At 69.8% G+C, this 21,335-nt stretch carries 22 protein-coding genes and 1 pseudogene; 12 read left to right on the top strand and 11 right to left on the bottom strand.

Annotation, left to right across the window (positions count from 1 at the left end; genetic code table 11):
• Positions 1-6 precede the first annotated feature (6 nt).
• Genes folK through KBY71_RS01640 form a run of 3 tightly spaced genes read left to right on the top strand, consistent with a single transcriptional unit; the run spans position 7 to position 2,705 of the window.
• Entirely contained in the window at positions 7-618 is a 612-nt protein-coding gene (gene folK / locus KBY71_RS01650; protein WP_254927264.1) for a 2-amino-4-hydroxy-6-hydroxymethyldihydropteridine diphosphokinase, read from the top strand.
• Between the two features lie 54 nt (positions 619-672).
• Entirely contained in the window at positions 673-1,233 is a 561-nt protein-coding gene (locus KBY71_RS01645; protein ID WP_254927263.1) for an NUDIX domain-containing protein, read from the top strand.
• On the top strand, positions 1,233-2,705 hold the full coding sequence (locus KBY71_RS01640; protein ID WP_254927262.1) for a deoxyribodipyrimidine photo-lyase: 1,473 nt from the start codon (positions 1,233-1,235) through the stop codon (positions 2,703-2,705). The genes KBY71_RS01645 and KBY71_RS01640 overlap by 1 nt, the downstream gene beginning before the upstream one ends.
• 12 nt (positions 2,706-2,717) lie before the next feature.
• Here the strand turns inward: KBY71_RS01640 and KBY71_RS01635 are convergent, their stop codons facing one another.
• Together KBY71_RS01635 and KBY71_RS01630 are read right to left on the bottom strand one after the other, a co-directional pair.
• A complete protein-coding gene (locus KBY71_RS01635) occupies positions 2,718-3,923 on the bottom strand; it encodes a DegT/DnrJ/EryC1/StrS aminotransferase family protein (protein ID WP_254927261.1) in 1,206 nt (401 codons plus the stop codon).
• 10 nt (positions 3,924-3,933) lie between these two features.
• A complete protein-coding gene (locus KBY71_RS01630; protein ID WP_254927260.1) occupies positions 3,934-4,551 on the bottom strand; it encodes a thioredoxin family protein in 618 nt (205 codons plus the stop codon).
• A 33-nt stretch (positions 4,552-4,584) separates the two neighbouring features.
• On the opposite strand from KBY71_RS01630, the gene KBY71_RS01625 reads away from it, so the two are divergent.
• Positions 4,585-5,166 carry a hypothetical protein gene (locus KBY71_RS01625; RefSeq protein ID WP_254927259.1) on the top strand — a complete coding sequence of 194 codons (582 nt, stop codon included), beginning with the start codon at positions 4,585-4,587 and terminating at the stop codon, positions 5,164-5,166.
• Here KBY71_RS01625 and KBY71_RS01620 read toward each other — a convergent pair.
• The gene (locus KBY71_RS01620) at positions 5,075-5,518 is read right to left on the bottom strand and encodes a hypothetical protein (protein WP_261354546.1); all 444 of its coding nucleotides are present in this window, start codon (positions 5,516-5,518) and stop codon (positions 5,075-5,077) included. The genes KBY71_RS01625 and KBY71_RS01620 overlap by 92 nt on opposite strands.
• A gap of 14 nt (positions 5,519-5,532) precedes the next feature.
• A complete protein-coding gene (locus KBY71_RS01615) occupies positions 5,533-6,366 on the bottom strand; it encodes an FAD-binding domain-containing protein (protein WP_254927257.1) in 834 nt (277 codons plus the stop codon).
• Between the two features lie 26 nt (positions 6,367-6,392).
• On the opposite strand from KBY71_RS01615, the gene fabI reads away from it, so the two are divergent.
• The 3 genes from fabI to hisB all read left to right on the top strand — a co-directional run bounded on the left by fabI (position 6,393) and on the right by hisB (position 8,757).
• Positions 6,393-7,175, top strand: a complete 783-nt coding sequence (gene fabI / locus KBY71_RS01610; protein WP_254927256.1) for an enoyl-ACP reductase FabI — start codon at positions 6,393-6,395, stop codon at positions 7,173-7,175.
• A 4-nt stretch (positions 7,176-7,179) separates the two neighbouring features.
• Positions 7,180-8,070: a bestrophin family ion channel gene (locus tag KBY71_RS01605; protein WP_254927255.1), complete on the top strand. Its 891-nt coding sequence runs from the start codon at positions 7,180-7,182 to the stop codon at positions 8,068-8,070.
• Between the two features lie 69 nt (positions 8,071-8,139).
• The gene (gene hisB, locus KBY71_RS01600) at positions 8,140-8,757 is read left to right on the top strand and encodes an imidazoleglycerol-phosphate dehydratase HisB (protein ID WP_254927254.1); all 618 of its coding nucleotides are present in this window, start codon (positions 8,140-8,142) and stop codon (positions 8,755-8,757) included.
• A 29-nt stretch (positions 8,758-8,786) separates the two neighbouring features.
• Here hisB and KBY71_RS01595 read toward each other — a convergent pair whose 3' ends face one another.
• From KBY71_RS01595 to KBY71_RS01575, 5 genes are all read right to left on the bottom strand, one after another.
• Entirely contained in the window at positions 8,787-9,620 is an 834-nt protein-coding gene (locus KBY71_RS01595) for an LpxI family protein (protein WP_254927253.1), read from the bottom strand.
• Positions 9,621-9,711: 91 nt separating this feature from the next.
• Positions 9,712-10,992, bottom strand: coding sequence for a histidine--tRNA ligase (gene hisS, locus KBY71_RS01590; RefSeq protein ID WP_254927252.1), 1,281 nt, complete (start codon positions 10,990-10,992; stop codon positions 9,712-9,714).
• 39 nt (positions 10,993-11,031) lie between these two features.
• Positions 11,032-12,042 carry an NAD-dependent epimerase gene (locus tag KBY71_RS01585; RefSeq protein ID WP_254927251.1) on the bottom strand — a complete coding sequence of 337 codons (1,011 nt, stop codon included), beginning with the start codon at positions 12,040-12,042 and terminating at the stop codon, positions 11,032-11,034.
• 110 nt (positions 12,043-12,152) lie between these two features.
• Positions 12,153-13,094, bottom strand: a complete 942-nt coding sequence (locus tag KBY71_RS01580; protein WP_254927250.1) for a UDP-glucuronic acid decarboxylase family protein — start codon at positions 13,092-13,094, stop codon at positions 12,153-12,155.
• A 3-nt stretch (positions 13,095-13,097) separates the two neighbouring features.
• Positions 13,098-14,495, bottom strand: a complete 1,398-nt coding sequence (locus tag KBY71_RS01575; RefSeq protein ID WP_254927249.1) for a nucleotide sugar dehydrogenase — start codon at positions 14,493-14,495, stop codon at positions 13,098-13,100.
• 53 nt (positions 14,496-14,548) lie between these two features.
• On the opposite strand from KBY71_RS01575, the gene galE reads away from it, so the two are divergent.
• Genes galE through KBY71_RS01550 form a run of 5 tightly spaced genes read left to right on the top strand, consistent with a single transcriptional unit; the run spans position 14,549 to position 20,157 of the window.
• The gene (gene galE, locus KBY71_RS01570; protein WP_254927318.1) at positions 14,549-15,592 is read left to right on the top strand and encodes a UDP-glucose 4-epimerase GalE; all 1,044 of its coding nucleotides are present in this window, start codon (positions 14,549-14,551) and stop codon (positions 15,590-15,592) included.
• Positions 15,582-17,678 (top strand): selenide, water dikinase SelD, encoded by a 2,097-nt coding sequence (gene selD / locus KBY71_RS01565; protein WP_254927248.1) that lies wholly within the window; start codon positions 15,582-15,584, stop codon positions 17,676-17,678. The genes galE and selD overlap by 11 nt, the downstream gene beginning before the upstream one ends.
• 54 nt (positions 17,679-17,732) lie before the next feature.
• The gene (locus tag KBY71_RS01560; protein WP_254927247.1) at positions 17,733-18,764 is read left to right on the top strand and encodes an SIS domain-containing protein; all 1,032 of its coding nucleotides are present in this window, start codon (positions 17,733-17,735) and stop codon (positions 18,762-18,764) included.
• Entirely contained in the window at positions 18,761-19,591 is an 831-nt protein-coding gene (kdsA, locus tag KBY71_RS01555; protein ID WP_254927246.1) for a 3-deoxy-8-phosphooctulonate synthase, read from the top strand. The genes KBY71_RS01560 and kdsA overlap by 4 nt, the downstream gene beginning before the upstream one ends.
• Positions 19,588-20,157, top strand: a complete 570-nt coding sequence (locus KBY71_RS01550) for a KdsC family phosphatase (RefSeq protein ID WP_396095051.1) — start codon at positions 19,588-19,590, stop codon at positions 20,155-20,157. The genes kdsA and KBY71_RS01550 overlap by 4 nt, the downstream gene beginning before the upstream one ends.
• Here KBY71_RS01550 and kdsB read toward each other — a convergent pair.
• Together kdsB and KBY71_RS01540 are read right to left on the bottom strand one after the other, a co-directional pair.
• Positions 20,154-20,936 carry a 3-deoxy-manno-octulosonate cytidylyltransferase gene (gene kdsB, locus KBY71_RS01545; protein WP_254927245.1) on the bottom strand — a complete coding sequence of 261 codons (783 nt, stop codon included), beginning with the start codon at positions 20,934-20,936 and terminating at the stop codon, positions 20,154-20,156. The two genes, KBY71_RS01550 and kdsB, sit on opposite strands and share 4 nt — an antisense overlap.
• 9 nt (positions 20,937-20,945) lie before the next feature.
• Positions 20,946-21,335, bottom strand: a pseudogene (locus tag KBY71_RS01540) (CCA tRNA nucleotidyltransferase); the annotation flags it as partial.

Raw genomic sequence — 21,335 nt, 5'->3', positions numbered from 1 at the left:
ATTCACGTGCGCGCCAGTCTCGCTGATCAGACCGGCCCAGGCGCCTCGGCGACCCTGGCCATTGCCCTGGGAGCCAACCTGCCGGGCCCCGGTGGCAGCCCGCTCACCACCCTGATCGCCGTACGGCCCCTGCTCGAGGCCAGGGTGCAGGAGTGGCGGGAGGGCCTACCGCCCCCAGGGGAACCAGCAACCTTTCGCTGGTCGCCCCTGTTCGAAACCCAACCCGTCGGCGGCCCCCCGGGCCAACCCAACTACCTCAATGCCGTGGTGCTGGTGGATGGCCCCAGCCCCCCCCACACCAAAGCAGCCGAGGCACTGCTGGAGCAGTTGCAAGGACTGGAACAGCACTTTGGCCGGGAGCGCCACGAACGCTGGGCACCCCGCAGCCTCGACCTCGACCTGCTGTGGTGGGGAGATCTGCGCTGCCAGACCCCCCGACTGCACCTGCCCCATCCCCTGTGGCGCGAGCGGGACTTCGTGCTGGCCCCGCTGGCGGCCCTGGATCCGAACCTCGGTGCGGCGCTGGGACGTGCAGCCCTCGGGCCCGGCGGCACGGCGATGGCCCTCCCCGGTCGAGCCGGCTGGCCCGAGCAGCTGGAGGGCAAGCGGGGTGGGTGAACAGCAGCCATCCCTGCGCGATGCTGACCGCACTGCTGCAATCACCGCTCGCCCATGGCGCCCCTCCCCGCTCCTGAGCCCGCGCGCCACCTGGAAACGACCGCGGTGCTCGAGGCCCGCAAGATCCGCTTTGAGGTGAACCGGGTCGAGCTGCCGATGGGCGTGGTGGGCAGCTTCGGCCTGATCCGCCACCCCGGCGCCTCCCTCGCCGTACCCGTGCTCGACGACGGCCGGGTGGTGCTGCTGCGCCAGTATCGGTTCGCCGTGGCCACCCGGCTGCTGGAATTTCCCGCCGGCACCCTCGATGACGGCGAGGATCCCCTCAGCACCATGCAGCGGGAGCTCCAGGAGGAGGCCGGCTACAGCGCCAGCCGCTGGGATGCCCTGGGGGCGATGTTGCCGTGCCCGGGCTACTCCGATGAGGTGATCCACCTGTTCCTGGCCCGCGAACTCAGCCCCCTGGCCGAGCCCCCCGCCGGCGACGACGACGAGGACCTGGAGGTGCTGTTGATGGAACCGGCCGAACTCGATGCAGCCCTGGCCAGCGGCAACGAATATCTCGACGGCAAGAGCGTGACCGCCTGGCTGCGGGCCAAGCAACTGCTGGGCCTCTGATGACTCCACCCCGCTGGCTGTTCTGGCACCGCCGCGACCTGCGCCTGGCGGACAACCGGGGCCTGGCTGCTGCGGCCGCCACCACCCCGGCCGTCACCGGCGTGTTCGTGCTGGATCCAGCCATCCTCTCGGACCGCACCATGGCGCCGGCACGGCTGTGGTTTCTCTCTGAGAGCCTGCGGGAGCTGGAGCAGAGCTGGCAGCAGGCCGGCAGCCGGCTGGTGGTGCTCCGCGGGGATCCGGCCGAACTCCTGGCCCGCCTGGCCAGCGCGATCGGCGCCGACGTGGTGGCCTGGAACCGGGACGTGGAGCCATTCGGACGGGAGCGCGACCGGCGGGTGGCGCGGGCCCTGCAGGCGGAGGGGCGCAAGGTGCTGGCCGATTGGGACCAGCTGCTGATCCCCCCGGAAGCCCTGAAAACCGGCAGCGGCGACCCGTATCGGGTCTACGGCCCCTTCTGGCGCAACTGGCGCGGCCAGGTGGAGCAAGCCAGCGCCCTGGGTTCGGCCGCCTCGGGTGGTCTGGATCCCCTGCCGCCGCCGCGTTCCCTGATCGATTGCGATTCCGGCCAGCTGGCCCAGGCCCTGAAGGCTCTGCCGCTCGCCAGCCCGGAGTTGGAGCATGGCTTTAGCGGCGCCGAGCTCTGCCCCTGCCGCCCCGGCGAACGGGCGGCCCTGGAGCAGCTGCGGGCCTTCTGCGATGGGGATGGCCGCTCCATCCCCCTACTGGGCTACGAACCGGGCCGCAACATCCCTGGGGAGGCGGGCACCTCGGCCCTCAGCGCCGCCCTCAAGTTCGGCACGCTCAGCCCCCGCCAGGCCTGGGGGGCCGCCCAGCAGGCCCGCTCGCTGGCCCGCAGCGAGGAGGAGCGGCAGTCGATCCAGGTGTGGGAGCAGGAGCTGGCCTGGCGCGAGTTTTACCAGCAGGCCCTGTTCCATTTCCCGGAGCTGGCAGGCGGCCCCTACCGGCCCCAGTGGCGGGCCTTCCCATGGGACAACGACCAGGACTGGCTTGAGGCCTGGCGAGAAGGGCTCACGGGCATGCCGATCATCGATGCGGCCATGCGCCAGCTCAACGCCAGCGGCTGGATGCACAACCGCTGCCGGATGATCGTGGCGTCCTTCCTGGTGAAGGACCTGATCTGCGACTGGCGCTGGGGGGAAGCCGCCTTCATGGCGCGTTTGGTGGATGGCGACCTGGCCGCCAACAACGGCGGCTGGCAGTGGAGCGCCAGCAGCGGCATGGACCCCAAGCCCCTGCGCATCTTCAACCCGGCCACCCAGGCCAGCAAGTTCGATCCCGAGGGCACCTACATCCGCACCTGGCTGCCGGAACTGCGCCACGTGAGCACCCGCGACCTACTCAGTGGCGAGATCGCCCCGCTGGAGCGCCGGGGCTACCCGGCGCCCTTGGTGAACCACAAAACCCAGCAGGCCCGATTCAAGGCCCTCTACGCCACGATCAAGACCTGATCCAAGCAGCGCTCAAACCGCGATGGGTTGCCCCACCACGCTGCGGAGCACCTCAATCACCCGCTGCTGCTGCGCGTCGGTGAGTTCGGGGAAGATCGGCAGGCTGAGCACCTCACTGCAGAGGCGCTCAGTGATCGGCAGGGACCCCGGGCCGTAGCCCAGCCCGTCGTAGGCCGGCTGGCGGTGGATGGGGATGGGGTAGTAGATGATCGTGCTGACGCCGGCGTCCTGCAGCTGCTGCTTGAGCCAGTCGCGGCAGCAGGCCTCGGGGAGGGCGAAGGTGGCGCTGTCGGACGAGGGCACACAGGTTCCGGGCGCCGCCTCGCAGGCCCGGGCACCGGGGCACTGGGGCACCCGCAGCACGAATTGGTTCCAGCTATGACCCGCGGGGCCGGCTTCCGGCAAGGCCACGGCGCCCAGGGCCACCAGGTGCTCGCGGTAATGGCGGGCAATGGCACCGCGGCGCTCGACCCAGCGGGGCAGATGGGGCAGCTTGACGTTGAGAACGGCCGCCTGGATGGCGTCGAGGCGGCTGTTGTAGCCGAGCGCCGTGTGGAGGTAGCGGCGGGGCATGCCGTGCACCGCCAGCTCACGGATGGCCTGGGCCAGCTCGGCATCCCGACAGGTGATCGCGCCCCCATCCCCGCCGGCACCGAGATTCTTGGTGGGGAAGAAACTGAAGCAGCCCGCATCCCCCCAGCTGCCCACGGGACGGCCGGCCCAGCTGGCTCCCGTGGCCTGGGCACAGTCTTCAATCACCTTGAGCCCATGACGGGCGGCGATCGCACACACCCGCTCCATGTCGACGGGGCGACCGAACAGATGCACCGGCAGCAGCGCCCGGGTGGCGGGGGTGATGGCCGCTTCCAGCTGGTCGAGATCGATCAGGTAGCTGCTCTCCTCCACATCCACAAACACCGGCGTGGCACCCACGGCGCTGATGGCTTCGGCGGTGGCGAAAAAGCTGAAGGAGGCGGTGATCACCTCATCCCCAGGGCCGATGCCCAGGGCCCGCAGGGCCAGGATCAGGGCATCGGTGCCGCTGTTGCAGCCGATGGCGTGGGGAACGCCACAGGCCGTGGCGAAGTCGGCTTCAAAGCGGGCAATCGTGGCGCCGCCGATGTATTGACCACTGCGCAACACCTCCAGCACGGCCTGATCGAGAGCTGCACCCAGCTCCTGGATCTGCTCACTGAGGCTGAAGGGGGGCACTTGCATGGGGAGCAACTTAAGTCGCCCACCACTCCGGCTCGCGGCCGGGATGCCACTTGATGTTGCAGCCGATGGATGGGCGCTGCTCCCCGATCACCGGATCTCCCGCAACGACGGCGGCAAGGGCGGCACGGAGATCCCGGCCATCGCAGGGCTGGCCCTGACCGGGACGGCTGCCATCCAATTGGCCGCGATACGCCAGCCGATGGTCCGGGCCAAACAGGAACGGATCGGGCGTACAGGCCGCGTGAAACGCCCGAGCCAGAGCCTGCTCGGCATCAAAGAGATAGGGAAAGGTCCAGTGGCAGGCAGCGGCCTGGGCCCGCAAACCCTCCGGGCCGTCCTGGGGATGGCTGAGGGTGCTGTTGCTGGAGATCCCGATCAGCTGCAGCCCAGCGGGGCCCGTGCCTCCCGCGTGATCGCCCGCCAGCCGGGTGAGCTCGGGCTCGATGTGCTTCACAAACGGGCAATGGGCGCAGAGAAACAGCACCAGCACCGGACGCCCCGCCAGCTCCGCCAGATTCAGAGGGGCGCCGCTCACCTGGCGGGTGGTGCCGGCACCCAGCTCGGCGGCGATCCGCTCGAGAGGCAACGGTGTGCCCAACGGCAACATCGTGGAGGGGGTGAGGGCCATGATTCCCAACGCTCCGCAATGCGCCCGCCAATTGTGACCCCATTCCGGAGACTCCCCCCCCTGGGCCGCGCCCTGGCCACGGCCCTCGCCACCGGCCTGGGCGCCAGTGTGCTCAGTGCCTGTGTGCCAGCCCACCGTCACGCCACCTGGGCCATCTTCCCCCTGCAGCGCCGGCTGCCCCACGACGGCCTGGCCGTGGTGAGCCAGCCCGATGGCTACGGCCTGCACATCTGGATCGACACCGACACCCGCCAGAGCGGCCGCTGCCAGCCCCGCTGGAGCGCCGATGCGGCCCGCCTGTTCAACGGCAATGGCAGCGCGCCGTTCAGCTCCGGGCTGGCGCCGCGCGAGGAGTTCTTCCAGGCCGTGGCCCGGGCGGACGTGCGCCGGGCCCTGCGCGAGCAGAGCGAGGCCCTCTGCCGTGAGCGCGCACCCCGCAGCAGCTTCAGCTGGGTGGAGCCGCCCCGCACGGCCCAAGAGATCAAACCCGCGCCCTACCCGCTGCTGGAGCAACCCGACCTGCTCAGCGATCCCAACGCCGTGCTGGAGCAGGAGGAGCGGCTGCTCCAGCCCGCGCCCACAGCACCGGCTCAGCCCGACGCCAATAGCGACTGAAACGGGCCAGATCGACCGACTCCGGCAGCTCCACGAAGGGCTCGGGCTCCAGCACCTGCACCGGCAGCTGGGCGGCGATCCGCTCGCGCAGCAGGGCAAAGCGCGGATCCACCGCCGCGGTGGTCACCACCCCATCGGCCCCGTGGCGTCGGGCGAAAGCGAGCACCTCCTCGGCCACGTCGCCGTGGCGCAGGGTCACCGGCAACTCCAGCAGGCACTCGTAGAGAAAGCCCAGGCGCTTGAGGCTCAGGCCCGCCTGCACAATCAGCTCCCGGTCGAACACGAACACCGCCGGCGCCCCCGGGTGGGCCACCAGGGCGGGGTTGGCCGGCCCCAGGGCCTCGCCATGCATCCAGAGCACGGGCTTCAACACGGCGGCCCACCAAGCAACTGGGCCTGCAGCTGCTCATAGCTGGCATCAAAGGGGCAAGTGCCGTCGGTGGCGGCGCTGCAGACGCAGCAATAGCGCCCGGAGCTGAAGCGCTCCAGGTTGTCGCGGTTGAACAGGTAGGGCTTGCTGCTGAAGCTGCTGGCCACCCACTGCCAGCTGAGGTTGTTGCTGGCGGGGTCGCCATCGAGCAGGTGCTGCAGAAACCAACGGGCGCCGGCCTGCCAGCCCACCCGGCGCCAGTGCACCACGTAGCTGGCCAGCCACATCCGGGCATGGTTGTGCAGCCAGCCGGTGGTGTGCAGCTCCTGCACGAAACCATCCATGCAGGCCAGACCGGTGCGGGCCTCCAGCAGATCCACCGGCAACGCCGCGGCGTAGGCCTCGGGGGCATGGCCGGTCTTGAGCGGTTCGCGGTCGTGCCAAATGCCGTCGCCCAGGCGGCGCCACAGGCGCTGCCAGTAGTCGCGCCAGCCCAGCTCATTGATCAGCTTGGCGGCGGCCTGCGGCGGCTGGCCACTGCACTCCAGCCAGGCGAACACCCTCTCGCGCACCTCCGCCAGGGTGAGCACGCCGTGGCGGATCCAGGGCGACAGGTGCGTCACCGCCCCATCGAGGTGATTGCGGCTGCGGCCATAGGCCGCCGGATCGATGGCCGCCAGGGCAGCCGCCGCGGCTTGGTGCCCACCCCGGATCGGGCTCAGGTCGCCAACTGCCTCGGGAAACAGCTGCCGCAGGCTGGCCTGCAGCTCCGTTCGGCTGGCGAACTGGCGGGGCAGATCCCCGGGTGGGAGAGAATCCCCCGATCGCATCGTTCCGGCTCCCGGCTTCTGCTCCCATGCTCCTTGATCTGCGCGGCAAGAAAGCCCTGGTGACGGGCATCGCCAACAACAAGTCGATCGCCTGGGGCATCGCCCAGCAGCTGCATGCCGCGGGCGCCGAGCTGGGGGTCACCTACCTCCCCGATGAGAAGGGCCGCTTCGAGGGCAAGGTGCGCGAGCTCACCGCCCCCCTGGCCCCCAGCCTGTTTGAACCCCTCAACGTGCAGGACCCGGCCCAGATCGAAGCCGTGTTCGCCCGGGTGAAAGAACAGTGGGGCTCGATCGATGTGCTGGTGCACTGCCTGGCCTTCGCCGGCAAGGACGAATTGATCGGCGACTACTCCGCCATCAGCCCCGAGGGCTTTGCCCGGGCCCTGGAGGTGAGCGCCTATTCGCTGGCGCCGCTGTGCCGCTGGGCCAAGCCTCTCTTCAATGAAGGCGGCAGCGTGATCACGCTGAGCTATCTGGGGGCCGAGCGGGCCATCCCCAACTACAACGTGATGGGTGTGGCCAAAGCGGCTCTCGAGGCCTCGGTGCGCTACCTGGCCGCCGAGCTGGGCCCCGAGAAGCAGGTGCGCGTGAACGCCATCAGCGCCGGTCCGATCCGCACCTTGGCCAGCAGCGCCATCGGCGGCATCCTCGACATGATCCACAACGTGGAGGCGAAGGCCCCCCTGCAGCGCACCGTGACCCAGGAGGAGGTGGGCAGCACCGCCGCCTTCCTGGCCAGCCCCCTGGCCTCCGGCATCACCGGCCAGGTGATCTACGTGGATGCCGGCTACTGCATCACGGGGATGTGAGCGGATGCTGCGTGCCTCGGGTCGCCTTGGAGCGTTGCGCCTGCTGGCGGCCCTCTTGCGCCGGCTCTGGCCCGATCTGGCCGTTGCCTTCCTGATCGCTGCGCTGACGGTGCCCCTGGGCCCGACCCTCAGCCAGAAACTCACCCCCGACCTGGTACTGCCCCTTCTGGGCATCGTGGCCTCGGTGCTGATCGGCTTTCGCTCCACCCAGGCCTATGCCCGCTGGTGGGAAGCCCGCACCCTCTGGGGCCAGCTGCGCAACGCCTGCCGTGCCTGGAAGACAGGACTGCTGGCCCTGGCGGTCGAGCCTTTGCAGCCGATGCTGGAGCGGCAGGTGCTGCTGGTGTGGACCCTGGCGGCCGAATTGCGGCCCGCAACGCCGTGCCCGGCGGAATTGGCCCTACCGCTTGACGGCCTGCGCCAGGGCTTTCCAGGGGAAAGCAACAGTCAGGGGCTCCTGGATGCCCAGGCCCAGGCCATTGCCCAGGCCTACCAGGCGGGGATGCTGGAACCCACGGGGCGCGGCCTCCTCACCGAACTGCTGCGCGATGGGGAGAATGCCATCGGTGGGTTGGAGCGCATCCAGAGCCAGCCTCCCCCAGCAGCGGTGACCTTGTTCAGCCGGCTGGTGGTGTGGCTGTTTGCCTGGCTGATGTTTCTTCGGTTAGAGGCCGAGCCGCTCACCCCCGCCCTCGGCAACGTCGTGGCCTTCGGCCTGATGGTGGGATACGTCACCGCGGAACGGCTGGCGGCCTATCTCGACCAGCCCCTGAGGGATCCGCTGCTGGGTCTGCCTCAGCATCACATTTGCGCTGCAATCAGCCGAGACCTGTTGGGGGCTGCCCATCCCCTGGCCCAGCGCCCCCAGCCCAGCTCCGCCACGGTGTGGACCTGAGCCAAGGGCAAGAGGCTTCGGCATGATCGGTCCAGCCCGCATCGGCGCCGAACAGCGCTCCCAGCACCCATGCCCCCAGGCCTTGAGCGAGTTGGCACCATCCACCGCGTCACCGGCGAGACCGATGTGCGCGTGACGCTGGGGCTCGATGGCAGCGGCCACTGCACGGTGAACACCGGCGTGCCCTTTCTCGACCACATGCTCCACCAGCTGGCCAGCCACGGGCTGATCGACCTGGAGATCAAGGCGGTGGGGGACACCCATATCGACGATCACCACACCAACGAAGACGTGGGCATTGCGGTGGGCCAGGCCCTGGCCCAGGCCCTGGGCGAGCGGCGCGGCATCCACCGCTTCGGCCACTTCGTGGCACCGCTGGATGAGGCCCTGGTGCAAGTGGCCCTGGACTGCTCCGGCCGGCCCCACCTCAGCTACGGCCTGCAGATTCCGGCCCAGAAGATCGGCAGCTATGACACCGAGCTGGTGAAGGAGTTCTTCGTGGCAGTGGCCAACAACAGTGGCCTGACCCTGCACATCCGCCAGCTGGATGGGGTGAACTCCCACCACATCGTGGAGGCCTGCTTCAAGGCCTTCGCCCGGGCGCTGCGACTGGCGGTGGAAGTGGATCCCCGCCGGGCCGGCGCGGTGCCCAGCAGCAAGGGCGTGCTGGAACAGGCAGGAGGGTGAGTCGGATCGAGCCCGAACCGGATCTCGGTTCAGTCCACATTCGGCTCCCGCGACCACAAAAACAGCCCTAGCCGCTCGGCGTCAGCCATGGTTTGCTCGGCATCGAGCAACAGGGCGCTGCGGGCTTCCCAGGCGATGCCGGCCAAGCCTGCCGCCGCCGCCTTCGCCACGGTGGTGGGGCCGATGCCGGGCAGGTCCATGCGCCGGTCCTGATTGAGCTTGGGGGCCTTGTAGAGCACCCCGGAGCGACCTGTCTCCGGCCGATCGGTGCGGGTGGAGGCCACCCACTCGAGCATGGCGTCGGTGCCGGGCAGGGCTTCGGTGGCGAGGCACAGGCCCTTGGCCACCACCGCACCTTGGCCCACATCCACCTGGGAGATGGCCTCGACGATGTAAGCCGCCCTCTCCACATCGGCCCGATCGAGATCGCTGGGCACCGTGCTGGCGTAAAGGCCGGGCTCCGGCAGCAGATTCGGGGCCACGTCCTCGATGCCCACCACCTTCAGGCCGTGCTCCTCGATGATCTGGGCCAGGGCCCGCAGGGAGGCGTCATCGCCATTGCGCAGCGACGCCAGGATGCGAGGGGCCGCCATCAGGGTGGAACCCTCGAAGCGCAGCAGGTTGAGCGAGCGCGGCCGCACAAACTTGCCCACCATCACGATCTGATCGATGCCCCGCTGCTGCAGCGATTTGATGAAGGCGATCGAACGCTCAAAGAAAAATTCCTCCGCCCCCGGCACCTCCACCTCCAGTCCATGGGGGTAACAGGCAATGTGGGCGCGGCCCGCGCGGGTGAGTGCCTCCGAGAGCATCCTCGGCAATGCGCCCTCTCCGGCAATGATCGCGAGGGTCGGATCACCCATCAGGGCCGAAACTGCTCCGCACTCAGTGGTACGGGCAGTCAAAGGCCCAGCACCCTGGAGTGGCCTGCTCCGGTGGACAGGTCCTGTGGCGTCATGGCCTCGGCAGGGCCGCTCCGAGGGCCTCAAGCAGGCCTTCGGGGCTGAGCCGCCGATCGGCTGGCTCGCCGCCGTCGGCGCGCAGATCCTTGAGGGCCACCACGCCATCGATCGCCTCCTGTTCGCCAATCACGGCCGCCCAGCGGGCCCCGGAGCGGTCGGCCCGCTTGAACTGCTTGCCGAAGGCCGCCCCACTGGCATCCCGCTCCACCGCCAGCCCGGCCTGGCGGCAGCGCCGCGCCAGGGCCAGCGCCTGGGTGGCCGCCGCCTCACCACGGCTCACCACATAGAGATCCAACGCCGAAGCAACCGCGGCCGGACGCTTGAGCTGGCTGAGCAGCAACACCAACCGCTCCATCCCCAGGGCCCAGCCAATCGCCGGCGTCGCGGGGCCGCCCAGTTGCTGCACCAGGCCGTCGTAGCGGCCGCCACCGCACACGGTGGCCTGGGCGCCCAGCTGGCTGCTGGTGATCTCAAAGGCGGTGTGGCTGTAGTAATCCAGACCCCGGACCAAGCGGGGGTTGAGCACATAGGGGATCCCCAGGGCCGTCAGGGCCTGCTGCACTTCAGCAAAGCGGGACTGGCTGGCGTCGCTGAGGGCCGAGGCCAGGCTGGGAGCCTCCGCCAGCAGGGCCTGGGTGCCAGGGTGCTTGGAATCGAGCACCCGCAGGGGATTGCTGTGGATGCGGTCCTGGGAATCGGCATCGAGCTCCGCTCGGTGCTGCTCCAGCCAGGCCACCAGTTGCTCGCGGTAGCGAGCCCGATCCTCAGCGCTGCCGAGGGAATTGAGCTCCAGCTCCAGACCGCCCACGCCGAGCTCGGCCAGCAGATCCCAGGCCACCGCAATGGCCTCCACATCGCTGCAGGCATCGGCAAAGCCCAACAGCTCCACCCCGATCTGGTGAAACTGGCGCTGGCGGCCCGCCTGGGGCCGTTCGTAGCGGAACATCGGCCCGCCATACCAAAGGCGCTGGGGCCCCTGGCTCAGCAGACCGTGCTGGATCGCCGCCCGCACCACCGAGGCCGTGCCCTCCGGTCGCAGGGTGCAGCTGCGCTCGCCGCGATCGAAAAAGGTGTACATCTCCTTGCCCACCACATCGGTGGCCTCGCCGATGCCGCGGGCGAACAGCTCGGTGACCTCCAGCAGTGGCGTGCGGATCTCGCGGATGGCCGACCGGCGGAACTGCTCCCGGGCCGTGACTTCCACGTGCTGCCAGAGGCCGAGCTGCTCAGGCAGCAGATCGACCATGCCACGCAGGCTCTGCAGCGACGCCAAGGCGAAAGGAGCGGATGGGGTGAGTCTGCCTGCCGGCGCTCAGCCGTAGGTGGCGCGGTACCAGTGGGCGAAGCGCTCCACCCCCACCTCGATCGAGGTGGAGGGCCGGAAGCCTACCCAGGCCTCCAGCAGGGCCGTGTCGGCAGCGGTGGCCTCCACATCGCCGGGCTGCATCGGCTGCAGATCGCGGATCGCCCGCCGGCCCAGGGCTTGCTCCAGCACTTCGATGAAGCGCAGCAGCGCCACCGGCTCGCTGTTGCCGATGTTGAACACCCGGTGCGGCGCCCAGCTGGTGGCTGGATCGGGCACCGAAGCATCGAAGGCGGGATTGGGGGTGGCCGGCTTGTCGGCGCAGGCGATCACCCCAGAGACGATGTCGTCGATGTAGGTGAAATCCCGGCGCATACGGCCCTGGTTGAACACCCGGATCGGCTCGCCGGCCAGGATCGCTTTGGCGAACAGCATCGGCGCCATGTCGGGCCGGCCCCAGGGGCCGTAGACCGTGAAGAAGCGCAGGCCTGTGGCGGGTAGCCCGTAGAGGTGGCTGTACGTGTGGGCCATCAGTTCGTTGGCTTTCTTGGTGGCCGCGTACAGGCTCACCGGGTGGTTCACCGGCTGGTGCTCCGTGAACGGCAGATTGGTGTTGCCGCCATACACCGAGCTACTGGAGGCGTACACCAGATGCTCCACACCGTGGTGGCGGCAGCCCTCGAGAATGTGGCCGAAGCCCACCAGATTGCTCTGGATGTAGGCCGCCGGGTTCTCCAGCGAGTAGCGCACCCCCGCCTGGGCGGCCAGGTGGATCACCCCCCTGGGCTTGTGCTGGGCGAAGACAGCCTCCACCGCCGCCCGATCCTCCAGATCGGCCTCAATCAGCGTCCAGGTGCGCGACTCCGTGGCCTGCAGCTGGGAGATCCGCGCCCGTTTCAACGCAGGCTCGTAGTAGGGATTGAAGTTGTCCAACCCCACCACCTGCTCACCGCGGGCCAACAGGCGCTCGCAAACGGCCGCACCGATGAAGCCAGCGGCACCCGTCACGACAATGGTCATGAGCAGGGAGCGGGGGGAGCGGCCGGTTCACTCCACAGGAGCCTGTGCTGAATTCTGTACAGGCTGTACGGAATCAGGGAGGGCAGCTTGGGGAATGGGTCCTTACGCATTCAGCTGAGGGCCTCGCGGAAGTAAGCGATGGTGGGCTCCAGACCCTGGTCCAGAGGCACCGTGGGCTGCCAGCCCAGCTCCTGCTGCGCCAACGCGATCACCGGTTGCCGTTGCAGCGGATCGTCGGCGGGCAGCGGTTGTTCGATCAGCGGCAGCTCGGGGTTGATCCGAGAGCGCACCAGCTCGGCCAGCTGGCGGATGGTGAACTCGCCGGGGTTGCCGATGTTGATCGGACCGGTGTGCGCCCCGTTCATCAACCGGATCAGGCCCTCCACCAGATCATCCACGTAGCAAAAACTGCGGGTCTGGCTGCCGGTGCCATAGAGGGTGAGCGGTTCGCCCCGCAACGCCTGCACGATGAAGTTGCTCACCACCCGGCCGTCGTCGGGCAGCATCCGCGGCCCGTAGGTGTTGAAGATCCGCGCCACCCGGATCTCGGTGCCGTGCATGCGCCGGTAGTCGAAGCACAGCGTTTCGGCGATGCGCTTGCCCTCGTCGTAGCAGCTGCGCAATCCAATGGTGTTGACACAGCCCCGATAGCTCTCGGGCTGGGGGTGCACCTCCGGATCGCCGTACACCTCACTGGTGCTGGCCAGCAGCAGCCGGGCCCCCACCCGCCGGGCCAGGCCCAGCATGTTGTAGGTGCCCAGGAAACTGGTTTTGGCGGTTTTGATCGGGTTGTGCTGGTAGTGCACCGGTGAGGCTGGGCAGGCGAGGTGCCAGATCCGGTCCACCTCGAGCTTGATCGGCTCGGTGACGTCATGGCGGATCAGCTCAAAGCGGGGATGGCCGATCCACTGGGCCACATTCGCCTTGCGGCCGGTGAAGTAGTTGTCGAGGCAGATCACCTCCTCGCCGGCCTCCATCAGCCGGTCCACCAGGTGCGAACCCACAAACCCGGCGCCGCCGGTGATCAGGTTGCGGGGGAGAGAAGCGGGCATGGCTCAGCCCTCCCCCACGGTCCACACCTGCAGCCCCGCCGCCCGGGCAGCGTGCCCATCGGCCTTCGCCCGGGCATCAAACAGCCAGGCCGGCTGGCGCATCACCGCCGCCACTGCCGGCCAATCGATCGCCGCAAACTGTTGCCACTCCGTGAGCAGCACCAGGGCATCGGCGCCGCTCGCCGCCTGCTGCACATCGCTCACCGCGTGCCAGCTCCCCTCGGCTGCGTGCTCAGCACTGGCCGCACCTGCCGGCTGGCCCAAATCGCGTGCCATCTGGGCCTCGCTCACCTTGGGATCCACGATCGCCAGCTGGGCACCCTCCTCGAGCAAATCCCGGCAGATGCGGATCGCCGGCGATTCGCGGGTGTCGTTGGTATCGGCCTTGAAGGCAAACCCCAGCACCCCGATCCGCTTGCCACTCACCGTGCCAAACAACCTGGTCACCACCAACTTGGCAATGCGGTGCTGCTGCCAGGTGTTGAGCGTCACCACCTGCTCCCAGTAGGCCGCCACCTCCTCCAGGCCGTAGTGGCGGCACAGGTACACCAAATTCAGGATGTCCTTCTGGAAGCAGCTGCCACCAAACCCCGGCCCGGCCTGCAGAAACTTGGGGCCAATCCGGCTGTCGGCCCCGATCGCCCGGGCCACCTCCCGCACATCAGCGCCCGTGGCCTCACAGAAGGCGGCGATGCTGTTGATCGAGCTGATCCGCTGGGCCAAAAAGGCATTGGCCGTGAGCTTGGAGAGCTCACTGCTCCAGAGGTTGGTGCGCAGGATCTTCTGGGGCGCCACCCACGCGCTGTAGAGACCCGCCAGCGCCTCGATCGCATCAGCGTCCTCCCCGCCGATCAGCACCCGATCCGGAGCCTCCAGATCCGCAATCGCCGTGCCCTCGGCGAGGAATTCGGGGTTGGAGAGCACCGCAAAACTCTTGCCCGCTGGCCCCGCATCCAGGATCGCCTTCACCGCCGCCGCCGTGCGCACAGGCAGGGTGCTTTTCTCCACAACGATCGTGTGGCCCCGGGCCGCCTGGGCCACGGTGCGGGCGCTGGCTTCCACCCACTTGAGATCGCTGGCCTGGCCGGCCCCCAAACCCTTGGTTTTGGTGGGCGTGTTCACCGACAGGAACACCATGTCAGCGGCGGCGATGGACTCCTCCACCGCCGTGGAGAAGTGCAGATTGCGGCCCCGGCAGCGGCCCACCACCGCATCCAGGCCCGGTTCATAGACCGGCAACTGGCCCAGATCGGGATCGTTCCAGGCGGCGATCCGCTCGGCATTCAGGTCGACCACCGTGACCTGCACCGCCGGGCAGCGATCGGCAATCACCGCCATCGTTGGTCCGCCCACATAGCCGGCACCAATACAGCAAATGCTGCGGATGGTTGGTGACCCCATGAAACGCAGCATCTCCCGAACGCGAGACTATGCCGGAAGCGCGGAACAGCCCCTTGGCCCAGCTGTTGATCACGGGAGGTGCCGGCTTCATCGGCAGCCACACCGCCCTGGTGTTGCTGGAGGCCGGCCACAGCCTGGTGGTGCTCGACAACTTCTCCAACAGCGCCCCGGAAGCCCTGCGACGGGTGCGGGAGCTGGCCGGCCCTGAAGCAGCCCACCGGTTGACGGTTGTCGAGGGCGACATCCGCTCCGCTGCCGATCTGGATCGCGCCTTCGCCGCGGCCCCTGGCAACGGGCCCGTCGCGGCCGTGATCCACTTCGCCGGGCTCAAGGCGGTGGGGGAATCGGTGCGCGAACCACTGCGCTACTGGGATGTGAACCTGGCCGGCTCCCGCCAGCTGCTGGCAGCGATGCAGGCCCACGGCTGCCGCACCCTGGTGTTCAGCAGCAGCGCCACCCTTTACGGCTATCCCGAGGTTGTGCCGATCGCCGAGACGGCGCCGATCCAGCCAATCAATCCCTACGGCCACAGCAAGGCCGCCGTGGAGCAGCTGCTGGCCGATCTGGCCGCCAGTGAGCCCGGCTGGCGCATCGCCCGACTGCGCTACTTCAACCCCGTGGGGGCCCACCCCAGTGGACGCATCGGCGAAGACCCCAGTGGCATCCCCAACAACCTGTTCCCCTTTGTGAGCCAAGTGGCAGTAGGCCGGCGGGCTGAGCTGCAGGTGTTCGGTGGCGACTGGCCCACCCCCGATGGCAGCGGCATCCGCGACTACATCCATGTGATGGATCTGGCCGAGGGTCACCGGGCCGCCCTCGACGTGCTGCTGGCAGAGCCGCCCCAGCTGCTCACCCTCAACCTGGGCAGCGGCGAGGGCCACTCCGTGTTGGAGGTGGTGCGGGCGTTTGAAGCCGCCAGCGGTTGCCCCGTGCCCTACGCGATCGTGGCGCGGCGCGATGGCGATGCAGCCAGCACGGTGGCCGATCCGCGCCTGGCCGCCGAGCGGCTGGGCTGGCGCACCCGCCGCGGGCTGGCCGACATGTGTCGCGACGGCTGGTGCTGGCAACAGGCCAACCCCCACGGCTATGGCCGCTGAAGGCAGGCTGGTGCTGGCCGGTGGCGGCCACAGCCATGCCCTGGTGCTGCGGATGTGGGCGATGGCACGGCGCCAGAGCAATCGGCGCCCACCGGCCCAGATCACCCTGGTGAGTCGCCACAGCACAGCCCTCTATTCGGGCATGGTGCCGGGGCTGGTGGCCGGTCTCTACGACACCCAGGCCTGCAGCATCGACCTGCGCCGCCTCTGCCGGCTGGCCGGGGTGACCTTCGTGCAGGCGGAGATCACGGGCCTCGATCCCCAGGCCCAGGAGCTGCAGCTGGAGGGACGGCCCAGCCTGCGTTGGGACTGGCTCAGCCTCGATGTGGGAGCCGAAACCATCGACACCCAGCAGGCCACCATGGCGATCAAGCCCCTGGAGCCGTTCCTGCAGTGGTGCGGCCAGCACCACCAGGGCGGCGTCCGCATCCGGGGCGGTGGCGCCGCGGCCGTGGAGGTGGCCCTGGCCCTGCGGGCCCGGGGCCTGCAACCGGAGCTGCTGTTGCGGGGCAGCGACCTGCATCTGGGCTCCCGGGCCGCCAACCAACTGGGAAAACGGCTGCTCCAGGCCGCTGGCATCACGCTCCAGGACGCCAGCCCCGAGGCCCCCGCCGATCTGGCCTGCACCGGCAGCCGAGCCCCCCGTTGGCTCGCCGCCAGTGGGTTGCCGAGCGACCCCCGGGGACGGCTTCTCACCGGGGCCAGCCTGCAGGTGCTGGGCCATCCCGGACTGTTCGCCAGCGGTGACTGCGGCGTGATCGCCGACCATCCCCGGCCCCCCTCGGGCGTGTGGGCCGTGCGCTGCGCCCCGAGCCTGGCCCACAACCTCACCGCCGCGGTGGTGGGCCGGCCGCTGCGGCCCTGGCGGCCCCAGCGCTGGGCCCTGCAGCTGCTGGGGGATGGCGGCAGCCTGCGGCAGAAGCCCCAGGCGGTCGCCTTCTGGGGGCCCTGGGCCATCGGGCCCAGCCCCCTGCTCTGGCGCTGGAAGCACTCCCTGGACCAACGCTTCATGGCCCGCTTCAGCAGCCTCAAAGCCATGGATCCCGGCAGAGCCAGCCCCATGGCCTGCCGCGGCTGTGCCGCCAAGCTGGCCGCCAGCCCCCTCCAGGACGCCCTGGCCCGCAACGGTCTGGGCGGGGGCACCCCGGGTAGCGCCGAGGACGCCGCCGTGATCGGCCAAACCCTGGAGGGCAGCCACCTGCTGCAGAGCGTGGATGGCTTCCCCGCCCTGGTGGATGACGCCTGGCTGAATGCCCGGCTCACCACCCTGCATGCCTGCAGCGACCTCTGGGCCTGCGGCGCCCGTGTCACCACCGTCCAGGCGGTGGTCACCCTGCCGGAACTGGCGGAGCAGCTCCAGGCCGACCTGCTGAGCGACACCCTGGCCGGAATCCAATCGGTGCTGGCCCCCCTGGGCGCCCGGCTGATCGGCGGCCACACCCTCGAGGCCCGCGATGGCGCAGGCCCTCTAGGACATCCCGGTGGCCTGAGCCTGGTGCTGAGCGTGAATGGCTGCACGGCCGCCGGGGAGCCCTGGGCGAAGGGGCCGTTGCGGCCGGGCGATGGCCTGCTGCTGAGCCGGCCGATCGGGAGCGGCGTGCTGTTTGCCGCCGCCATGGCGGGTAGGGCCCAGCCCGCCTGGATCGACGCCGCCCTGCTCCAGATGCAACAGAGCCAGGCGGCCCTGGTGGAGCTCCTGGCCCGCCACGGCTGCCGGGCCTGCACCGACGTGACCGGCTTCGGGCTGCTGGGACACCTGGGCGAGATGCTGGCTGCCAGCCCCGAGCCCAGCCACGTGAGGCTGAAGGCCGCCGCAATTCCGGCCCTGGCCGGGGCCCTGCCCCTGCTGGAGCAGGGCTGGGCCAGCAGCCTGGCCCCCTCCAATGCCAGCGCCCTCGCCCTGCTGGAAAAGCGGGTACGCCTCGATGGCCCAGCCGACGCCGCCCGCCAGGGCCTGCTGATCGACCCCCAGACCTGCGGCCCCCTGCTGGCAGCGATTCCCGCCGATCAATGCGACGCCGCCCTCGCCGCCCTGCAGCAGGCGGGATTCGCCCAGGCGGCCCTGATCGGCCAGGTGCACACCTGAGTCCCGCCGCAGCGGGCCGGCAGGGAGAATGGCACCACTGCTGATCCCGGCATCGTGTCTGCCCTCACCCGCTGCCTGGAGGAAGAGGCTGCCGCCATCGCCGCCGCCGCCCAGCGCCTCAGCAGCACCCAGGTGGAAGCGGCCCTGGAGCTGCTCGAAGGCTGCCGGCAGCGGCGGGCCAAACTGGTGGTGACGGGGGTAGGCAAGAGCGGCATCGTCGCCCGCAAGATCGCCGCCACCTTCTCCTCGATCGGCCTGACGGCCGTGTTTCTCAATCCGGTCGACGCCCTGCATGGCGACCTGGGCATCGTGGCTTCCGACGACGTAGCCCTGCTGCTCTCCAACAGCGGCGAAACCGAAGAGCTGCTCGCGATCCTTCCCCACCTGCGCCGCCGCGGCACCGCCCGCATCGCCCTGGTGGGACGCCTGGCCTCCAGCCTGGCGTTGGGCTGCGACGTGGTTCTCGATGGCGCAGTGGATCGGGAGGTATGCCCCCTCAACCTGGCCCCCACCGCCAGCACGGCAGTGGCGATGGCGATCGGCGATGCCCTGGCGGCGGTGTGGATGGAGCGGGCCGGCATCTCGCCGGAGGACTTCGCCATCAACCACCCGGCCGGATCCCTGGGCCGCCAGCTCACCCTCACCGTGGCCGATTTGATGGTGCCGGCCGCCGATCTGGAAGGCCTGTCCCCCGAGGCTCCACTGGCGGAGGTGATCGGTCGCCTCACCGAGGGCAGCAACGGCAAGGGCAGCCTCGGCGCCGCCTGGGTGCAGGCCGCCCACAACCCCGCCGAGCTGGCCGGGCTGATCACCGACGGGGACCTGCGCCGCACCCTGCAACGCCATGCCCCCGACAGCTGGGCCGCCCTGCGTGCCAGCGCCATGGCCACCGCCAACCCGATCACCGTGGCGCCGGACACCCTGGCCGTCGCGGCCCTGGAGCTGATGGAGCGCAACCCCCGCCAGGCGATTTCGGTGCTGCCGGTGGTGGATCCGGCCCAGCCCCGCCAGCTGCTGGGTCTGCTGCGGCTGCACGATCTGGTGCAGGCTGGGTTCACCACCAGCCCCGCCGCGGAGCGCCCATGACGGCCATCCCTTTCACCCTGATCGCCGGGCCCTGCGTGATCGAAAACCGCGAGCTCGTGCTGCGGGTGGCCGAGCAGGTGAGCGCGCTCTGCCAGAAGCTGGGCATTCGCTACGTGTTCAAGGCCAGCTTTGACAAGGCCAACCGCAGCTCGGGCCAATCCTTTCGCGGTCCAGGCCCCGAGGAGGGGCTGGCGATCCTGCAGGAGGTGGGCCAGAGCTTCGGGGTGCCGGTGCTCACCGACATCCACGAAAGCCATCAAGCTGCCGCCGCGGCCCAGGCCGTGGACGTGCTGCAGATTCCCGCTTTCCTCTGCCGCCAGACCGACCTGCTGGAGGCGGCCGCCCAAGCCGTGGCCGGCACCACCAAGGTGGTGAACGTCAAGAAGGGGCAATTTCTGGCGCCCTGGGACATGGCCCAGGTGGTGAACAAAATGGCGGAATTCGGCCTGGATCCCGCCAGCGGCCGCCTCTGGCTCACCGAACGGGGCTCCAGCTTTGGCTACAACACCCTCGTGGTGGACTACCGCGGTATCCCCCAGATGCAGGCCCTGGGTTGCCCGGTGATCTTCGATGCCACCCACGCCGTGCAGCAGCCGGGAGGGCGCGGCACCAGCACCGGTGGCCAGCGGGAATTTGTGGCACCCCTGGCCAGAGCCGCCGTGGCCGTGGGCGTGGATGGCCTGTTCATGGAGACCCACCCCGATCCCGACAACGCCCTCAGCGACGGGCCCAACATGGTGCCGCTGCACCGGCTCGAAGCCCTGCTGCGCCAGCTGCTGGCCCTGCGCCAGGGCCTAGAAGGCGGCCTGGCGGCGAGCACCCTGTGAGCCGGTTGCATCTGCGCTCGCGGCTGCAGCGGCGCCTGCTCAGGCCACGCCTGCGCCAGATCCGCCTGCTGGTGTGCGACGTCGACGGCGTGCTCACCGATGGGGGCCTGCACTACGACGAGCAGGGTCGGGTGGTGAAGCGCTTCGACGTGCGGGACGGTCTGGCGATCCGGATGCTGCAACGGGCCGGCATCGAGGTGGCCTTTCTCAGTGGCGGGCGCAGCGGCGCCATCGAGCAACGGGCCCGCCATCTGCAGGTGAGCCACTGCCTGGTGGGGGTGGGCGACAAGCTCGCGGCCCTGGAGCAACTCCAGGCCAGCCTGAAGCTGGATCGGGACCACACCGCCTTCATCGGCGATGACCTCAACGACCTCACGGTGCGCCCCGCCACGGGCCTGCTGATCAGCCCTGCCGATGGAGCCGCGGGCCTGCGCCGCCAGGCCGACTGGGTGCTGCAGCGCCGGGGCGGCGATGGCGCCGTGCGCGAACTGGCGGAGTCCCTGCTGCACCAGCGGGGGCTGTGGCGTCAGCTCCATCAGCAGGGCTGGCGCGAGGGCAACGCCTAAGGCTGGGCCAGGTCCCGGGCCTGCTCCAGCTGCTCCGGGGTGTCCACCGAGAGACAGTCCTGATCCACCACGAAGGTGAGCAGGGGAATACCGGCGTCGATCAGTCGCAACTGCTCCAGCTTCTCGAGATCCTCGAGGGGAGAGACAGGCAGGGCCATCCAACCGGCCAGTACATCGGCCCGGTAGCCGTAGAGGCCCACATGGCCCCAGTAGGTGGTGTGGTCGGCCCACTGCTCCGGCGGCACCCCGCGCAGGTGGGGCAGGGCACTGCGCGAGAAGGTGATGGCCCGCCCGTCGCCGGCCCGCAACACCTTCACCACGTTGGGATCGTGCAGCTTGTCGGCGGCCAGCGGATAGACGGGGGTCAGCACCGGCGGCCGCTCGAGGGCCACGAACTGGGCCACCATCGCCTCGATGATCCCCGGATCCAGCAGGGGCTGGTCCCCCTGCACATTGATCACCAAGGTTTCCGCAGGCAATCCCCCCGCAGCAGCCACCAGCTGCTCCACCACGCTGGCCAGGCGCTCACTGCCGGAGCGGCAGCTGGCGGAGGTCATCAGCACCGGGAAGCCCCAGGCAGCGGCGCCCGCGCGCACCTGGTCACTGTCGGTGCACACCACCACGGCCGCCACACCCCTGGCCTGGCGGCAGCGCTCCAGCACGTGCTGGAGCATGGGTTTGCCGGCGATGTCGGCGAGCAACTTGCCAGGCAGCCGGGCCGATTCCAGCCGGGCCGGGACGGCCACCACCACGCAGGGATCACGCACCGGATCGGTCATGGGCTGACGCTAAAGCCGCTCCCGCCGCAGCCGCTCGGCCCGCAGCTCCCGCAGCCGCTGGCCCAGCTCCGGCCCCTGACCCATCCCAGCGGCCAGCAGGTCGGCCGCGGCCTGTTCACTCTTGAGGTGGCGCCAGCGCAGCCACCAGCGCAGCAGGGGCCGACGCGGGCCGGTGCCGCAGGCCAGGGCCAGGGCCACCGCCTCGGCGCTGCAGCCCGGGGCTTCCAACAGGGCACACCACTGGTCCACCGCCAGGCTGCAGCCCTGCGGCTGCTCCCCGAGCCGGCGGCGCAGCTCCAACCAGTGCACCAGCAGCCGGTGCTGGCGATGGGGCAACTGCAGCCGCTCCGCCAGGGCCAGCGGATCCCTGGCCCCGGCCACCCGGGCCACCAGCAGGGG

Source organism: Cyanobium sp. T1B-Tous (assembly GCF_024345475.1).
In the GTDB taxonomy this organism is placed as follows: Bacteria; Cyanobacteriota; Cyanobacteriia; order PCC-6307; family Cyanobiaceae; genus Cyanobium_A.
The sequence above is the reverse complement of the archived record's forward strand: the minus strand, read 5'-3'. Positions and strand labels throughout refer to the sequence as shown.

What these genes read in the sequence shown, in the direction of transcription:
- KBY71_RS01595 (WP_254927253.1), bottom strand. Translation starts at nt 9,620, where the DNA reads ATGGGTGATCCGACCCTCGCGATCATTGCCGGAGAGGGCGCATTGCCG.
- KBY71_RS01575 (WP_254927249.1), bottom strand. Translation starts at nt 14,495, where the DNA reads ATGGGGTCACCAACCATCCGCAGCATTTGCTGTATTGGTGCCGGCTAT.
- selD (WP_254927248.1), top strand. Translation starts at nt 15,582, where the DNA reads ATGGCCGCTGAAGGCAGGCTGGTGCTGGCCGGTGGCGGCCACAGCCAT.
- KBY71_RS01635 (WP_254927261.1), bottom strand. Translation starts at nt 3,923, where the DNA reads ATGCAAGTGCCCCCCTTCAGCCTCAGTGAGCAGATCCAGGAGCTGGGT.
- KBY71_RS01605 (WP_254927255.1), top strand. Translation starts at nt 7,180, where the DNA reads ATGCTGCGTGCCTCGGGTCGCCTTGGAGCGTTGCGCCTGCTGGCGGCC.
- kdsA (WP_254927246.1), top strand. Translation starts at nt 18,761, where the DNA reads ATGACGGCCATCCCTTTCACCCTGATCGCCGGGCCCTGCGTGATCGAA.
- KBY71_RS01585 (WP_254927251.1), bottom strand. Translation starts at nt 12,042, where the DNA reads ATGACCATTGTCGTGACGGGTGCCGCTGGCTTCATCGGTGCGGCCGTT.
- hisB (WP_254927254.1), top strand. Translation starts at nt 8,140, where the DNA reads ATGCCCCCAGGCCTTGAGCGAGTTGGCACCATCCACCGCGTCACCGGC.
- KBY71_RS01640 (WP_254927262.1), top strand. Translation starts at nt 1,233, where the DNA reads ATGACTCCACCCCGCTGGCTGTTCTGGCACCGCCGCGACCTGCGCCTG.
- KBY71_RS01580 (WP_254927250.1), bottom strand. Translation starts at nt 13,094, where the DNA reads ATGCCCGCTTCTCTCCCCCGCAACCTGATCACCGGCGGCGCCGGGTTT.
- KBY71_RS01620 (WP_261354546.1), bottom strand. Translation starts at nt 5,518, where the DNA reads ATGCATGGCGAGGCCCTGGGGCCGGCCAACCCCGCCCTGGTGGCCCAC.
- KBY71_RS01630 (WP_254927260.1), bottom strand. Translation starts at nt 4,551, where the DNA reads ATGGCCCTCACCCCCTCCACGATGTTGCCGTTGGGCACACCGTTGCCT.
- KBY71_RS01615 (WP_254927257.1), bottom strand. Translation starts at nt 6,366, where the DNA reads ATGCGATCGGGGGATTCTCTCCCACCCGGGGATCTGCCCCGCCAGTTC.
- KBY71_RS01645 (WP_254927263.1), top strand. Translation starts at nt 673, where the DNA reads ATGGCGCCCCTCCCCGCTCCTGAGCCCGCGCGCCACCTGGAAACGACC.
- fabI (WP_254927256.1), top strand. Translation starts at nt 6,393, where the DNA reads ATGCTCCTTGATCTGCGCGGCAAGAAAGCCCTGGTGACGGGCATCGCC.
- kdsB (WP_254927245.1), bottom strand. Translation starts at nt 20,936, where the DNA reads ATGACCGATCCGGTGCGTGATCCCTGCGTGGTGGTGGCCGTCCCGGCC.